Below are 15,071 nucleotides of genomic sequence, written 5' to 3'. Positions count from 1 at the left end.
GTCAGGCGACCGCGATCGGAGCGCTGTGCTTCCCGAGCCGCGCGGCTGTCCGCACGATCGCCAGGACATCGCGACGGAGCTGGTCGTCGTCGATGGTCGCGTAGGCCCGCAGCAGCTCGATCGCCCCCTGCGTGCCGAGGAAGCCGAACACGTCGGTCTGATGCCCGGCGACAGCCTCGTCCTCCTCGAAGAAGGCGGACACGGGCACTTCGAGCAGGCGGGCGATCTCCCGCAGACGGCCCGCGCCGACGCGGTTCTGCCCCTTCTCGTATTTCTGGACCTGCTGGAACGTCACGCCGACGGCTGTTCCGAGAGCCGTCTGGCTCAGGCCCCGTGCTTTGCGCAACGCCGTGATCCGCAAGCCCACGAGGCGATCGACGTCGGTGGTCTGCTTAGGCATCGTCTCTCGATTCAGTCCGCTGGAAAACGGCACGCAGGCTGGACTCGTGATCCTGCGCGCACCCCCGACATTGGTAACGTTTCGACGGGGCGGATGGCCCAATCGGGCCTTGCCTCGGTGAAACGTCGCCTCCTCACCTCCCGCGAATGGCGGAATAAGCTCTAGCTTGACCACGAACCCGGATGAAAATGCAAGCGGCACATCGTGCCTTTCCGTACAAATCCGCAGCGAAACTGAGGTCGTCGTAGGCAAAACGTTTAAGCGCCAAAGTCTTTCTGGGGGAACGCGCGAGTAGCCGCAGCGTCTTTGCCTTGACTCGCGGGGCTGATGAGCGACGAAGAGAACGATTTCGGTTCGCTCCGCGACGCGATAGGATTGTGCGCAACGACAACGGAGACGATCGCATGTTCATCGCCATGAACCGCTTCAAGGTGGTCAAAGACTCGGCGCAGGATTTCGAGCAGGTCTGGCTCGGGCGCGACAGCCACCTCGGCGAGATGCCCGGCTTCGTCGAGTTCCAGCTGCTGCGCGGGCCCGAGCACGAGGACCATGTGCTCTACGCCTCGCATACGGTCTGGGCCTCGCGGGCCGATTTCGAGGCTTGGACCCGGTCCGAGCAGTTCCGCAAGGCCCATAGCCGGGTGCCGACGACGAAGCCGCTCTATCTCGGCCATCCGCAATTCGAGGGCTTCGAGACGATCCAGACCGTCGCCCGCTCGGACGCCGACGCGGCGGCCTGACAGGACGCCCCTAGAACGGCCTTTCAGGCGGCAGCCGCGCGGCGGCGATCTCGGCAGGGCTCGGCGCGCGCAGGACGACGAGGTCGCCCCCGCTCCGCGGTGACACGAGGCCGAGTCGGGCAAAGGCGTCGAGCCAGCCGTCCATGGGCCAGAGCCCGTGGCGGGCGTGGAAGCGCCGGGCGTTGCGGACGATGTCGGCGAAATGCTGGAGGGGCGGGTCGTAGGCGGCGTGGTGCTGGTGGAAGGCCCGGCCGCTCGCGCTGAGGAGCACGGGCACGCCCGCTGCCTCGGCCCGGAAGGCGAGGTCCGTATCCTCCGCGCCGTAGCCGTCGAAGGCCTCGTCGAAGCCGCCGAGCCGATCGAAGGTCTCTGCCCGGACCCCGAAGACGAGCGACCAGAACAGGCCGGGATTGTCCGTCCGCGCCAGCCCCTCCCGCGGGAAGCGCCGGACGGGATGCGTGTGCCCGACCGCGCTCAAGCCCGCCTCGGTCCAGTTCGCGCCGACCGCACCGGCGGGCAGGTACCGCACCTCGCAGCACACCATCCCGTCCGCCTCGTCGAGGTCCCGCGACAGGCGGGCGACGAGGTCGGCGGACGGGATGCAATCCACGTCGAGGAAGACGAGGTGCCGACCCTGGGCCGCCCGGCGTCCGGCATTGCGGGCCCGGGCCAGCGGCAGGCCCGCGCTCGGCAGCGCGACGCGGGTGATCGGAAAGCCGAGTTCGGGCAGCGGCACCGGCTCGGAATCCATGTCCACGACGATGCACTCGTCCGGCGGGGCGCCGCGGGCGAGACCTTCGAGCAGGCGCGCGAGATGCGCGCCTCGGCCCTTGTTCAGAGTGACGACGCTGGTGCTAGGGGTCACGAGGGCATCCCTGGACGCATCGCGATGAAGATTTCGTGCGGGCGGGCGAAGCGGACGAGCATCGCCGGTTCGAGGCGGAAGCCGGTCGGGTCGTCGGCGATCAGATCCGTCGTCTGCGAGCGGTGGGCGGCGATGGCCGCGGCCTTCGCGGGAAGGTGCGGGGTGACGTCGAGGCGGTATCCCTCGGGGCCTGCGCCGACTTCCAGATCCTCGGGCAGGGACCAGCCCCAGACCGGATAGGCGAAGAGGCGTGCCGCCCCAAGCCGGGCCCCGGCGACGATCGCGGCCGAGGCCTTGTGGTCGCAATGCGGATCATGGGCCCAGGTCACGAAGACCGCGCCCGCGGCGCAGTCGCGCGCCGCCTCGGCGATGGCCGCGGCCGCCTCCTCCGCGACGGGCCCCTCGCTCGGCACATGCGCGTCGGGCAGGCGCAGGAAGCGGACATGCTCCGGCGCCAAGCCCAGCGCGGCCACGGCCTCCAGGGTCTCGCTCTCGCGCAGGGATCGCAGACGGTCGGGCGGATAGCTCGCCGAATGGGTGTGCGAGCCGCAGCCGTCGCTGACGATCACCACGCGAACGGATCGCCCGCGCGCGCAGGCCTCGGCGATCAGTCCGCCGCAGCCGAGGCTCTCGTCGTCGGGATGGGGGGCGGCGACGACGATGCCGCCATCCCCCGCGAGGGTGTCGAGATCGCCGACCGGAAGGGCTTCGGCGGCGGCGAGAAACGCGGCGGCGTGCATCGGCGATGGGGACCCCGTTCGGCTCTTCGACCGGCCGAAGACCGGGAACGGTGCCTGCACCCTCGCGCGCCGATGCTCAAGGCCCGGCGCTGCGCCGGACAGGAAAAAAAGGCACCGCCGGTTCAAGCGATCGGGGGATGTTCGACCGGCGGCACCAGCCGGATGAAAACGGGGGACGCCCATCCAGCGGGAACAGCCTTACGGCGCGTCGCTGGCCGGAGCATTCACATAGATGTAGCGCCTTCAGACGATCAAGGACGGGGACCCCTCGTCAGAACCGCGTGGTCAGCCGTGTCAGCCAATCGGGGGAGGCCTCGACGAGAACCGCCTCGACCGCCTTGTCGTAGCCGAGCACCACCGCGAGGCCAGTGACGACGAGGACGAGGCCGAGCGCTGCCTTGAACCCGGCGCCGAGCCCCATCATCCGGTGGCGCCAGCGCAGCATCGTCGCGCGCGAGAGCATTCCCAGGAAAACGAGAGGGAGGGCGGCGCCGAGGCCGAACAGCAGCATCGTCGCGGCGACCGCGCCGAGGTCGCGACCCTGCGCGGCGAGGAGCGAGGCCGCGCCCAGGGTCGGTCCGACGCAGGGGCTCCAGACCGCCCCGAGCAGGAGCCCGACCCCGAACTGGCCCGGCAGGCCCGTCGGGGAAAACCCGCCGAACCGGGCCTCGGTCCAGTGACTGACCGGTCCGGCCGCGACGGCAAGGCGCGTCTGGGCGGCCGGGATCAGCAGGACGAGCCCGAGCGCCAGCAGCAGCAGGGCCGATCCGCGCCGGAAGACGTCGCTGTCGAGGCCGATGGCGAAGCCGACCGTCGCGACGAACAGGCCGACCGCGACGAAGGCGAGCGCGAGCCCGGCCGCCAGGGCGGCCGGGCCGAGGCGGTGCTCGGAGGCGGCCGCCCCGAGGACGATCGGCAGCAACGGCAGGACGCAGGGCGACAGGACGGACAGAAGCCCTGCCAGGAAGGCCAGCCCCAGGCTCATCTTCAACCTCCGTCCTCAAGGGGGCGTTTCGGCGCAACCCACGATCCATGTCGGAAGGCGCCCGGCCGATCAATTGAGGGTGATCAAGGGATTAAGAAGCAGGAAGTTCTTGTCTTGCCGTTGCGCTCGTTCATACCCCTCGATCGATTTTAGCAAAAAGCAATTCGAGGGATGCAGGACCAGACCCCGCATTACTCGGGCATCGCCCATGAGCCTGCCCGGCTCGCCGTGCTTCGTGGCCTGCAGCTGATCGACGGCGTGGCTGAACCGTCCCTCGATCGCATCACGCGCATCGCGCAGAGGCTCTTCGAGGTTCCGATCGCGCTCGTCTCGCTGATCGACGCGGACCGGCAATGGTTCAAGTCGCGTTGCGGCTTGACCGCCGAGAGCACGCCCCGCGATCAGGCCTTCTGCAACTACACCATCGAGCACGATTCGGTCTTCGTCGTGCCCGATGCGCGCGCGGACCGCCGCTTCTCCTCGAACCCTCTGGTCACCGGGGCGCCCCACATCCGATTCTACGCGGGGGCGCCCCTGACGGTCGCGCCCGGAATTCGCCTCGGTTCCCTCTGCCTGATCGACACGCGGCCGCGCGACTTCCATCCCGCGGACATGCAACGCCTCGCGGCGCTCGCGACCCAGGTCGTCGGGGAAATCTGGCTGCTGGAGCTCGAAAAGGCACTCGGCACCGGCCTCCCGGCCTCCCTGCCCCCGGCGCTCGACGCTGGCTCGTCCCTTGTCGAGCAGCGGATTACCGGAGCACAGCTTCGCGCGGCACGGGGTCTGCTCAAATGGTCGATCGCTCAGCTTGCATCCGCCGCTGGTGTTTCGCCCGCAACGATCAAGCGGATCGAGGCTATCGACGGCGAAGCGTCTGTCCGTTTCGCAATTTCTCAATCACTACGCTCCACCTGTGAGGCAGAGGGCATCGTATTTACGGGAAGATACAGTTCAGGTGCTGGAGGTGCTGCGCTTGCGCCCTGATCTATTTGAAACTTTGAGTTATAACGGTCGATAAAATTCTACTCACTTTAATGTGATGTTAACGCGAGGAGAGCCAATCTGGCTCTTACGGCGGGCCTGCTCGGGGGCGGGGCGCCGCTGCAAGGCCGTGCCCGGCGATCCCTCGCGCAACCTCCATCGTAATTTCAGGGTGACAAACCCAATGACGTTCCTCCGTGGCGACACGTCTGCCAAGCTCGTGGCCCTGGACCGATCGCAGGCCGTCATCGAATTCGCGGTGGACGGCACGATCCTGACCGCCAACAAAACTTTCTGGCCGCCGTCGGCTACAGCCTGGCGGAGGTCCGCGGCCAGCATCACCGCATCTTCATGGATCCGGCCGAGCGTGAGAGCGCGGAGTACAAGACGTTCTGGGCCTCCCTCGCGGCCGGCGAGTTTCGCTCGGGCGAGTACAAGCGCGTCGCCCGGGGCGGGCGCGAGATCTGGCTGCAGGCGACCTACAATCCGATCCTGGGACTCACCGGCAAGCCGACCAAGGTCGTCAAGTTCGCCAGCGACATCACGGCTCGGAAGCTCCTCAGCGCGGAGCACCTGGGTCAGATCGAGGCCATCCACAAATCGCAGGGCGTGATCGAGTTCACCCTCGACGGCACCATCCTGACCGCCAATGCCAACTTCCTCTCCGTGGTGTGCTACGGCCTCGACGAGATCCGCGGGCAGCATCACCGCATGTTCGTCGATCCGGAGGAGCGGGAGAGCACGTCCTACCGGGCGTTCTGGGCGAGCTTGGCCCAGGGCAAGTTCCAGGCGGCCGAGTTCCGGCGCATCGGCAAGGACGGGCGCGAGATCTGGCTGCAGGCCGTCTACAGCCCGATCCTCGACCCCTCGGGCAGGCCGTTCAAGGTGGTGAAGTTCGCCACCGACATCACGCGTGAGAAGCTTCAGAGCGCCGACCATCTCGGCAAGATCGACGCGATCTCGAAGTCGCAGGCCGTGATCGAGTTCACCCTGGACGGCACGATCCTCGACGCCAACGCGAACTTCCTCGCCGCCGTCGGCTACGATCTGGACGAGATCCGCGGGCAGCACCACCGCGTGTTCATGGACCCGGAGCAGCGGGAACAGCCCGCTTACTGCGACTTCTGGGACCGGCTCGGCCGCGGCGAGTTCCAGGCAGGCGAGTTCCAGCGCGTGGCCAAGGGTGGCCGCCCGCTCTGGCTGCAGGCCACCTACAACCCGATCTTCGATCCGCGGGGCAAGCCGTACAAGATCGTGAAGTTCGCCTCCGAGATCACGGCCGATATCGCTCGCCGCGACCAGTTTCAGCTGCTCTCCCTCGTGGCCAACGAGACCGACAATTCGGTGGTCATGACCGATCCGGCCGGGCGTATCGAGTACGTCAATCCGGGCTTCACCCGGTTGACCGGCTACAGCGCGGCCGAGGTCATGGGCCGCAAGCCCGGCGACTTCCTCCAGGGCCCGGCGACCAGCCAGGAGACGCGCCGCGCCGTCCGGGAGCGGTTGGCACGGCGCGAGCCCTTCTACGACGAGATCCTCAACTACACGAAGGGTGGGGCGCCCTACTGGATCTCGCTCTCGATCAATCCGATCTTCGACGAGGCCGGCGTGCTGCAGCGCTTCATCTCGATCCAGGCCAACGTGACGGAGACCAAGCAGGCATCCGTCCGACGCGGCATCCAGCTCGATGCGATCGGAACCTCCAACGCGATCTGCGAGTGGAGCGTGGCGGGGCAGCTCACCAGCGCCAATGCCTGCCTGCGCGACCAGGGCATCCTGGTGGAGGACGCGCATTCCAATGCGGGGCGCCTGATCAGCCAGGCCGACCGTCAGGCCCTGCTCGCGGGCCAGCAGATCCGGCGCGAACTATGCTGGCCATCGAAGGACGGCTTCGGGGTCTGGCTCGATGCAGTCCTGTCGATGCTGCCCGACCTTGAGGGGCGTCCCGAGAAGATCCTGATGTGCGCGGTGGACATCACCCTACGCAAGCGCACGATGGAGCAGACGAATTCGGCGCTGAGCGAGGTCATGGCCTCCTCGCGCAAGATCGACGGCATCACGCGCGTGATCGACACCATCGCCAAGCAGACCAATCTCCTGGCGCTCAACGCGACGATCGAGGTGGCCCGCGCGGGCGAGGCCGGGCGGGGCTTCGCCGTCGTGGCCTCGGAAGTGCGGGACTTGGCCGGCCGTTCCGCGGCCTCCTCGTCCGATATCGCCGGCCTCGTCGGCGAGAGCCAGGCGCGGATCGAGATCCTCGCCAAGGCCCTCGGGACCTCCGCGTCCGCAGCCCAAGCGGCGTGAGGCGGAGCCGGTCCGGTGCCCGCAGGCACCGGACCGGTCGTTCAGGCGATCGCCCTCAATGTGAGCGGCCGGACGCCTTTCCCTCCGCGCTGTGCGTGTGGTGGCTGTCGCGCTCGCCGCCACCGCCCGAGACGTGGGATTTCGAGTCGTTGGTCGGCGATCCGGGGTTCGGGCCGTTGTGGGAGTCCTGGTGCGGCTTGGAAGCATCCTGATGGCTGCTTCCCGGCCCGCCCTGATGGCGGTCGGCCGCGGGCGTCTTCTTGGATGTGCTCATCACCGATCCTGCTGATAGCCCTGGTGGGTGGTGTTCACTTTCGAGTTCCCGGCTTGGCCGACCTTGTCGGGGTCCTTGGTCTGGGACGAGCCCTTCGGCCCGGTCGAGACCGGGGCGTCGGTCGCGCTGCCCGGGCCCTTGTCGGAGCGGTTGGCGGGCGGAACAGGAGGCGGCTTCGTGGTCATGGGATCTCCTTCTCTCTGCAAACCCAACCGCGCCTTCCCGTCGGTGTTCCCGGGGATCTGGAGGCCTGCGCCGGCCTCGATCCGGCCGCGCGGCTAGGGGATCTCGGCGCCTCAGAGCGAGCGGATCTTTCCCTCGATGGCCTTCGCCTCGCCTTCGTCGATGTCGACCGGCTTGCCGCTATCGTCGGGAAGTCCCGCCTCGCTCTGAGCGATCGATTCCTCGCGTGGACGTGAATTCGGGTCCGTCGAGTCCGGCTTGGCAGGCGCGTCGCGCTTCTCGTCGTCCATCGTCTCCTCCGTCACTCCCGCGGTGGTGTTCTGCGGGGGTTGCCGATCACCGCACCTCGTCTCTCAGGCCCCGCCCCGGGCCCCGCCCAATGTAGCCACAGGCACCGACTTACAGACTTGCCGTCAGGCTGCGCGCGTCCGGTGTCCGCCGCGTCAGCATTGCGACCACGATCTCGATCAGCCCGAACGTGACATGCGGCCAGGCGATCCGGTCCGCGAAGCCGAGCAGCCAGGGCGAGGCCGCCAGGAACACCGCGCTTCCGACATCGAGAGCGAGATGCACCGGCATCGGGATGATCTTGGTGAGCGAGAGCTCGTAATCGGTCACCAGGCTCGCCAGGATGGTCAGCACGCCCAGCGCCTGCGGCACGAACTGGGCGGCCGTCCCGTCGGCGAAGCCGAGCCCGTAGGGAGCCGCGATGAGGAGAAGGCTCACCCCGTAATCCAGGATTCCGTGGACCCGGGTTGGTATGATCTGCATCTTTATCGCCCGTTCGCGCCGCTCGTCCCGCCAACCGCGCGCCCGGATCGATGTTCCAGTGAGAAGGAAGCCGCCTCAATACTCCCACTCGGCCCCGACGCCGACGGCGGTGCGCCCATCGCTGCCGGCCTCGCCCTGGATCTTCACTCGGCGGGTGACGTCGTAGTCGATGGTCGCGGCCGTATCGGCGGGCTTGGCGCCGGCCCTCACCCCGACGCTGAGGCGGTCGCTCAGGTAGCGGGAGGCGCCGACCGCAGGCCCGCCGCTGGCGCCCGTCGAGACGTCGAGGCTGTCGAGGCCCAGCCCCTTGCGGGCTTCCTCGAACGCATCGACGCCGCCGGCGCCCCCCGAGAGCTGGGCGACGCCCTGCGCGAGTTGGAGTGCCTGGAAGGGCGAGAGCTTGCCCGCCGCCTTCTTGAACAGCAGCCGCGACAGAACCTCGTCCTGCGGCAGGCTCGGATCCGAGGAGAGCACGAAGGCGGGCTGGTTCGCGGGACCCGTCACCGCGACGCGGGCGGTCACCTCGGCGGCCTTGGTCTCGGCCGCGAAGTCGAGCTCCGGTGCGGTCAGCTCGCCGCCGAAGGCGAGGCGGCCGCGGGTGAAGTCGAGGCGCTGGCCGATGATGCTGAGGCGCCCGCGGCGCATCTCGAAATCGCCGACCGCCTTCGGGTCCCGGGAGGAGCCCGTGAGCCGCAATGCTCCGCCGAGCTCGGCGTCGATGCCGCGTCCGCGCACGAAGATGCGGTTCGGTGCATTGACCGCGACGTCGAGCGTCGCATCGAAGGGCGCGGCGGCACGCCCGCGCCGACCCGCGGCGGCGACCTGCGCCTTCTGTCGGGATTCCGTGGCGAGGCGCGCCCTGATCTCCGGCGGCGTGTTGACCCGGCGGATGCCCGGGAGGGGCTGGACCGTGGCGGGGAGGCGGTCGGGCACGGAGACGTCGACCGATACGAGATCGACCCGGCCCGTCACCCTAGGGGTCCGGGCGAGCGGGCCGCTGAGCGCCAGATCGAGGCTCGCGACCGCCGTCATGAGAGGGCTCGACACGAGCTCCGCTCGCTCGCCGGCAAGGGTCAGCGTGCCGGGGAAGCCCGCGTCGGGCGCGACCGCGACCTTGCCCGATGCGCGGAGCGTCCCGCCGTTTCGAGTCGAGGCGGTGAGGCGTTCCAGGACGATCGTGTCGCCGCGCCCCGTCGCCCGGCCCTCGATCCCGGTCAGCCGGATTCCCTGGAGCGGATCGGTGAAGCTGCCGCCCAAGAGCGTCGCCCCGCCCTCGGCGCGCGGCGCCGCGAGGGTGCCGGTGACGCCGGCATCGAAGGTGACCCGGCCGGCGATCCGCTGTCCGCCCGCGCTGAGCAGGCTGTTGGCGAGTGCCGCCTCGAGCGTGCCGCGGGCCTTCAGCGCGAGGTCGCCGCCGGGCTCGATCGGCAGCGAGCCGCCGAGCGTGACCTCGACCCCTCGTCCCGCCGAGGCGCGGCCCTCCAGGGTGGCCCGGCCCTCGCCGAGGCTCCCGCTCAACCGCCCCTCGACCGGCGGCAGGCCGGCCTTCCGGGTCTCCGGCGTCACGAGGCCCTTCAGGATCATCGCATAGCGCCCCTGCGGCCCTGCCGCCTCGCCCCGCAGCTCGGCCTCGCCGTCCAGTGTGCCGCCGAGCGCGAGGCTCGGGCTCGCGATGCGGGCGAGCGACAGCGGCAGTGACCGGATGGCGAGCCTCAGATCGAGGTCGCGGCCGGCACGGCCCGAAAGCTCGACGCGCCCTGACCCGGCGGCGACGCTCAGACCTTCGATCAGGGCCGAGCCGTCAAGGAGGGTGATCGTGGCGGGGCCGGCGAGGGCCAGCCTGTCGGACCCGCGCTGGGCGGAGAAGCGGGACAGCTCGATGCGGGTGCGATCGGCCGGCACCAGGCGCGCCGCGCCGTCAAGGTCGAAGCCGCGGGCCTTGGCCCTCAGGGTCACCTCGCTGGCAGCCGTGCTGCCCAGGGCGGCCAGCCGCACGGTGTCGAGGCTCTGGCCGGCAGCGACCAGACGGTCGGCGTCGAGGCGTCCATCGATGGTCGGACGCCCGAGCAGATCCCCACCTTTGAGGTCGATGTCGAGCCGGGCGAGGCCGATCTCGCCGGCCCGCAGCGAGGCGCCCCTGGCGCGGAGGCCCAGATCCTGCCGGCCGCCGCCGCGGGTCAGCGTGATCCCGGCATCGAGGCTCCCGGCCAGCGGGGTCAGGGCGAGTGCCGAGAGATCGTCGAGATCGCCGGCCGAGACGGTGAGCAGGCCTTCGGCGGAGGGCGCCCCCGGATCGAATGTGAGGCGGCCGCCCGCGGTGACGCTGCCGAGGCGCAGGGCGAGCCGGTCGAGATTCCAAGAGTCCGACGCCCGGGCGAGGTGGAGGTCCCCGTCCAGAATCTTGCCGCCGACCGTGCCGGCGAGGCGCAGCGTCCCGTCGAGCGCGCCGGTGAGGTCGCGGACGAGAGCCTCGACCCGCAGGTCGCGAATCGGCCGCCCGAGGGCCGTGGCCTCGGCAGCGCTCAGGGTCGCGGCGAGGTCGGGCCGCGCCAGGGTGCCGGTGACGCGCCCGTCCAGGGTGGCGCGCCCGGTGAGCCTCGGATCGACGGCGGCGAGGTCCTTGACCGCGACGTCGAGCCGGGCATCGGCGAGCCGCGTCGTCGCGCGTCCGCCGAGGCGGGCCGTCAACGCGGCGCCGTCGAGGCGCACATTCTCGAAGGCGTAGCCGTCATAGACCTGGGACAGACGTCCGGTGAAATGCGGCGTCCGGCCCAGCAGGCGGTCGAGGATCGGGTCGCCGGGGGACAGCCCCTGGGCCCGGGCGTCCACATCCGCCGTGACCGCTCGGCGGGCCGGATCGCCGCTCACGGCCGCGCCCAGTATGACACTGCCGGCGAGACGGCGCCCGGCCAGGCTCGAGTAGGCGTCGAGGTCGGGCAGGCGCGCCTCGACCTGGCCCGTCAGCGTGTTCTGGCCGAGGCGGCCCGCATACGCCGCTTCGAGATTGGGTCCCTGGAGGCTGAGCTTCGAGACCGTGAGCGTGTTGTCGGATTCCAGGGTCGCCCGCAGCGCCAAGGCGGCGCGGGAGCCGATCGCGCGCTGCAGGGCCGGGTCGCCGAGGGCGAGCCCTTCGACCTGCGCATCGGTGGCGAGAGTGAAGCGGCCGGTCTTGTCCGGCTCGGCGCTGAGCCGCGCCTCGATCCGGTCGAGGCTGCTCTCGCGGCTGCGCAGGCCCGCGGCCTTGAGGGCGCCGTTCAGCCGAAGGCCGGAGAGCGGTCCCTTCAGGCTGCCGTCGAGAACGAGGCTCTGGAGCTCGGCCTCGGCGGCCCGGGTCACGCCGCCCTCGTTGGGGATAGCACGGGCCGCCAGGTTGAAATCCGCGACGCGATCGGCCGTGAGGCTCCCGCGAATGTCGAGCCGCGTCGTCCGGGAGGTGAGTTCCAGCCGGTCGAGCCCGAGGCTGCCGATATCGCCGAGCCGCAGGGCCCCGTCGAGCTGGGTCGTGCCTGAGAAGATCGCCGCGGCCGGGCCGGGGAGAAGGCCCTCGATCCGGGAGGCGAGATCGAGGCTGAGACGCCGCTCCGCGCCGACCCGCGCGATCTTGGCGCCGCCCTTGGCCCCAATGCTCTCGCCCGCATCGAAGTCGAGGCGCGCGTTCCAGGCGTCGAGCGTGCCGCGCCCGTCGAGGTCGAGGTTGATCGGCGGGCTGCCGGGTACGTTCAGCCCCTTCGACAGGAGCCCGCCCTCGGGCTCCGTCAGCGTCGCCTTGACCTCCAGTCGCTCCCCCTTCGGCACGAAGAGCAGGCGCGCCGTGAACCGGCCAGCCGCATCGAGGCGGCGCACGGCGACATCGAGGTCGAGGCCTTCGGCGGGGGCGCCGAGCTTGACCTTGCCTTGTGCGTCGAGCCGCGCGGCCTGGCCTGCGATGGCTTCGCGGAGGACGAGCTCGGCGAGGCGGAAGCCCTTGATCTCGATCTTGACGGGAAGCTCCGGCAGGAGGGTGCCGTCGGGCTCCGGGCCGTCCGTGGTCGCTCCTGGCACAGGGCGGCGCAGCACCTCGACGCGGCCGAGTTCGAGGCTGTCGATCTCCAGGTGACGCGACAGCAGCGCGAGGCGCCGCCAGACGATGCGCGCTCGGTCGAGCCTGAGCCAGACGCCGGCGCGGTCGCTGATCGCGACGTCGCGGATCGTGGCGTCGGAGGAAAGCGCGCCGTCGATCGCCCCGATGGCGACGCGGGAACTCGGCGTCGAGAGCGCCTTGGAGAGGAGATTGCCGAGGACGCTCTTCTCGCCCTCGTCGGCGGCCCGGGTCAGGGTGCCGCCCCCGATGAGGGTGAGCGCCAGGAGCGCGCAGAGCGCGGCGGCGAGCGCGCGGCCGCGCCCCGCGAGGGATCGGCTCTGTCGGGATGCCATCAGAACGCTTGTCCCAGGCTGATGTAGAGGGCGACCGGTCGCTCGCGATTGCCCTTGATGCGGTCGAGCGGGAAGGCGAGGTCGACGCGGATCGGGCCGATGGCGGTGTAGTAGCGCAGGCCGATGCCGGCGGCGTAGCGGATGCGCTCGTTGAAGTCGGGCAGGCTGCCGGCGAAGGCGGTGCCGGCATCGAAGAAGGGCACCACCCCGATCGTGTCGGTCAGCTTGATCCGAGCCTCCACGGAGGCTTCGAGCAGGCTGCGTCCACCGATCGGCAGGTTGAACGGGCCGCGCGGTCCCAGCGTCCGGTAGGGGAAGCCGCGCACCGAGCCGCCCCCGCCGGCGAAGAAGCGGATATTGGCGGGAATGTCCTCGATGCCGGCGCCGGCGATCGAGCCGAAGCCGAGGCGACCCGCCAGGATGGTGCGCGCCTCGTCGTCCAGCGCGTAGTAGGTCGAGCCCTGCGCCTTCGCCACGAAGATGGAAGGATCGGAGCCCAGGAACCCGGCATAGGGCGTGGCGGAGGCGGTGAGGCGCACGCCCTCCGTCGGATCGAGCAGGTTGTCGGTCGAATCGTAGGAGACGGAGACCGGCACGCCGACGAGCCGGTAATCGACCTTGCCCAGCGCGTCCTGCGAGCGGCCTGCCTGCCCCTCGATGCCCGCTTGCGCGAAGAAGGTGTCGGAGAAGCGGTGCCGGATGCCGACCAAGCCGCCGGCCGCGTCGGTGACGTAGCTCTGCTGCGCCTCTCGGCCCGCGAAGACGTTGGCGACGAGGTCGTTCCGCGTGCCCCAGAGCGCCGGCTTCACGAAGGTCGCCGAGAGACGCCCGCCGAGGCCGTTCGAGTCGATGCCCGCGAGCTTGCGTTGCGTCGCGTAGAGATCGTTGCCGAGGTAGTAGATGTCGGCATCGATCCGGAGGGTCTCGCCGCCGCCGAACAGGTTGCGGTTGGCGTAGTAGGCGCGGATGCCGGGGCCGTCGACGGTGGAGTAGCGTGCCGAGACGCCGATCAGGTTGCGCTCGCGCTCCGTCACCTCGACGAAGATCGGCAGGTTTCCGGCGGCGTCGAGGTCCTTGCCCTCGCGCACCCGGACGGAGCCGAGCCCCCCCACCTTGGCGACCGAGCGGCGGATGTCGGAGAGCGCCCTCGGCGCGTAGGGGTCGCCCGGCTCGGCGTAGATGAAGGACCGCACCACGGCGGGATCGATCCCTTCCGTGCCGCTCAAGCTCACCTCGCCCAGCGCGGCGAGCGGGCCGGGATCGACGGTGAAGGTGACGTCCATGACATGGGCCGTGTCGTCCACCACGGGATCGCGCGAGACGATCCGGGCCCGCGGGTGTCCGAGCGCCCGGAACCGGTCGACGATGCGGGCCTCCCGCGCGAGCACGGTGGCCGAGCGGGCCGGGACCTCGTCGTCGACGCGCGTGAGGGAGGCCGGCAGAACCTCGTCGGTGAAGGGCCGACCTTTGGCGTCGCGCACCTTGATCGCGCGCAAAGTGTAGAGCGGGCCCGGATCGAGGGCGATCTTCACGGGGACGAGGCCGCGGTTGCGGGACGCCTCGGCGGCCCGCGCGGCCGCGGCGATGGAGGCCTCGCCGGCGATCGGAACCCCGTCGACGCGGATCGAGACGCGGCCGGCATAGTAGCCGAAGCCCGACATCGCCTCGGGCAGCCGCCTCAGGTCGGCCTCGGCCCGGCGCACGAGGCCGTCGCCGTCCGAAGGAACCTCCTTGCGCAGACGGTGGAGGGTGGAGGTGTCCTGCAGGGCCGTGAGCAGGTCCTCGTCGTCGGCGCCGGAGAGCTTGACGCCGTAGGGCAGGGCATCCGCGCGCGGTGCCAGCGGTTCCTCCTCCGCCCCGAAGAGCCCGAACGGATCGAAGGCTGCGGCCGATTGCGGATGAACGGCCCCGCAGCTCGCAACCAGCAGCAGACCGGCCCGCGCGAGGCCGCGCCGCGCCCTTCCTACCCGATGCAGCCTCATCCCTCCCGCCCGCCGCGATCAAGAGGGTCGAGACGGTCGAGGGTCGCGTCGGCGTGCAAACGGCCCGTCGAGGGAACATCGGACGACCGATCCTTGGCCGTGCGGGCGCACCAAGCCGAAAACGTTTCGCGATGCAGGTGGGACACGCAATCGCGCATGGCCCGGCCGGCGTGAGGCAGCCGGATCGGGGCAGGAGCGAAAATATTACATGAAATCATGAACTTGGCCGGACTTGGTGCAAGCGTTCCCCCGATCGTGCGGTTGAAGTCCGAAAATCCGTGCGATCTAGGGCAGCGTAGCAGCATCCCTCCGGTCGGAGCAAAACCCGCGGCCTCGCCTCCTGCGGCTCGACGCGGAGTCGAGGACGACGCGGCCAAGATCTCGCAAGGATGGTGCTTCGAGGAGGGCTGCAGCGGGCCGGTTGGGCGTAGCA

Annotated in this window: 13 protein-coding genes; 3 read left to right on the top strand and 10 right to left on the bottom strand. The window is 70.2% G+C overall.

The window, feature by feature from the left end:
- Position 1 precedes the first annotated feature (1 nt).
- The gene (locus MFF55_RS19895; RefSeq protein WP_238245846.1) at positions 2 to 400 is read right to left on the bottom strand and encodes a helix-turn-helix domain-containing protein; all 399 of its coding nucleotides are present in this window, start codon (positions 398 to 400) and stop codon (positions 2 to 4) included.
- Between the two features lie 404 nt (positions 401 to 804).
- Between MFF55_RS19895 and hmuQ the strand changes: the two genes are divergently transcribed.
- Positions 805 to 1,140: a heme-degrading protein HmuQ gene (gene hmuQ / locus MFF55_RS19890; RefSeq protein WP_238245845.1), complete on the top strand. Its 336-nt coding sequence runs from the start codon at positions 805 to 807 to the stop codon at positions 1,138 to 1,140.
- 10 nt (positions 1,141 to 1,150) lie between these two features.
- Here the strand turns inward: hmuQ and MFF55_RS19885 are convergent, their stop codons facing one another.
- From MFF55_RS19885 to MFF55_RS19875, 3 genes are all read right to left on the bottom strand, one after another.
- A complete protein-coding gene (locus MFF55_RS19885) occupies positions 1,151 to 2,005 on the bottom strand; it encodes a glycosyltransferase family 2 protein (protein WP_238245844.1) in 855 nt (284 codons plus the stop codon).
- Positions 2,002 to 2,745: a PIG-L deacetylase family protein gene (locus MFF55_RS19880; protein WP_238245843.1), complete on the bottom strand. Its 744-nt coding sequence runs from the start codon at positions 2,743 to 2,745 to the stop codon at positions 2,002 to 2,004. The genes MFF55_RS19885 and MFF55_RS19880 overlap by 4 nt, the downstream gene beginning before the upstream one ends.
- Positions 2,746 to 3,016: 271 nt before the next feature.
- Positions 3,017 to 3,736, bottom strand: a complete 720-nt coding sequence (locus MFF55_RS19875; RefSeq protein ID WP_238245842.1) for a cytochrome c biogenesis CcdA family protein — start codon at positions 3,734 to 3,736, stop codon at positions 3,017 to 3,019.
- Between the two features lie 165 nt (positions 3,737 to 3,901).
- Between MFF55_RS19875 and MFF55_RS19870 the strand changes: the two genes are divergently transcribed.
- On the top strand, positions 3,902 to 4,714 hold the full coding sequence (locus tag MFF55_RS19870; RefSeq protein WP_238245841.1) for a GAF domain-containing protein: 813 nt from the start codon (positions 3,902 to 3,904) through the stop codon (positions 4,712 to 4,714).
- Positions 4,715 to 4,945: 231 nt separating this feature from the next.
- Positions 4,946 to 7,015 carry a methyl-accepting chemotaxis protein gene (locus MFF55_RS26875; RefSeq protein WP_306421465.1) on the top strand — a complete coding sequence of 690 codons (2,070 nt, stop codon included), beginning with the start codon at positions 4,946 to 4,948 and terminating at the stop codon, positions 7,013 to 7,015.
- Between the two features lie 55 nt (positions 7,016 to 7,070).
- Here MFF55_RS26875 and MFF55_RS19855 read toward each other — a convergent pair whose 3' ends face one another.
- The 6 genes from MFF55_RS19855 to MFF55_RS19830 form a co-directional block, all read right to left on the bottom strand.
- Positions 7,071 to 7,289, bottom strand: a complete 219-nt coding sequence (locus MFF55_RS19855) for a hypothetical protein (protein ID WP_238245840.1) — start codon at positions 7,287 to 7,289, stop codon at positions 7,071 to 7,073.
- Positions 7,289 to 7,474, bottom strand: a complete 186-nt coding sequence (locus tag MFF55_RS19850; protein WP_238245839.1) for a hypothetical protein — start codon at positions 7,472 to 7,474, stop codon at positions 7,289 to 7,291. Before MFF55_RS19850 ends, MFF55_RS19855 begins: the two co-directional genes overlap by 1 nt.
- A gap of 111 nt (positions 7,475 to 7,585) precedes the next feature.
- Positions 7,586 to 7,762: a hypothetical protein gene (locus MFF55_RS19845; RefSeq protein ID WP_238245838.1), complete on the bottom strand. Its 177-nt coding sequence runs from the start codon at positions 7,760 to 7,762 to the stop codon at positions 7,586 to 7,588.
- A 109-nt stretch (positions 7,763 to 7,871) separates the two neighbouring features.
- Positions 7,872 to 8,243: an SPW repeat domain-containing protein gene (locus tag MFF55_RS19840; RefSeq protein ID WP_238245837.1), complete on the bottom strand. Its 372-nt coding sequence runs from the start codon at positions 8,241 to 8,243 to the stop codon at positions 7,872 to 7,874.
- 75 nt (positions 8,244 to 8,318) lie between these two features.
- Positions 8,319 to 12,656: a translocation/assembly module TamB domain-containing protein gene (locus tag MFF55_RS19835; protein ID WP_238245836.1), complete on the bottom strand. Its 4,338-nt coding sequence runs from the start codon at positions 12,654 to 12,656 to the stop codon at positions 8,319 to 8,321.
- Positions 12,656 to 14,638, bottom strand: a complete 1,983-nt coding sequence (locus MFF55_RS19830) for an autotransporter assembly complex protein TamA (protein ID WP_238245835.1) — start codon at positions 14,636 to 14,638, stop codon at positions 12,656 to 12,658. Before MFF55_RS19830 ends, MFF55_RS19835 begins: the two co-directional genes overlap by 1 nt.
- Between the last annotated feature and the right edge of the window lie 433 nt (positions 14,639 to 15,071).

Source organism: Methylobacterium iners (genome assembly GCF_022179305.1).
GTDB classification, from domain to species: domain Bacteria; phylum Pseudomonadota; class Alphaproteobacteria; order Rhizobiales; family Beijerinckiaceae; genus Methylobacterium; species Methylobacterium iners.
This window is presented reverse-complemented; position numbering and strand designations above follow the sequence as displayed.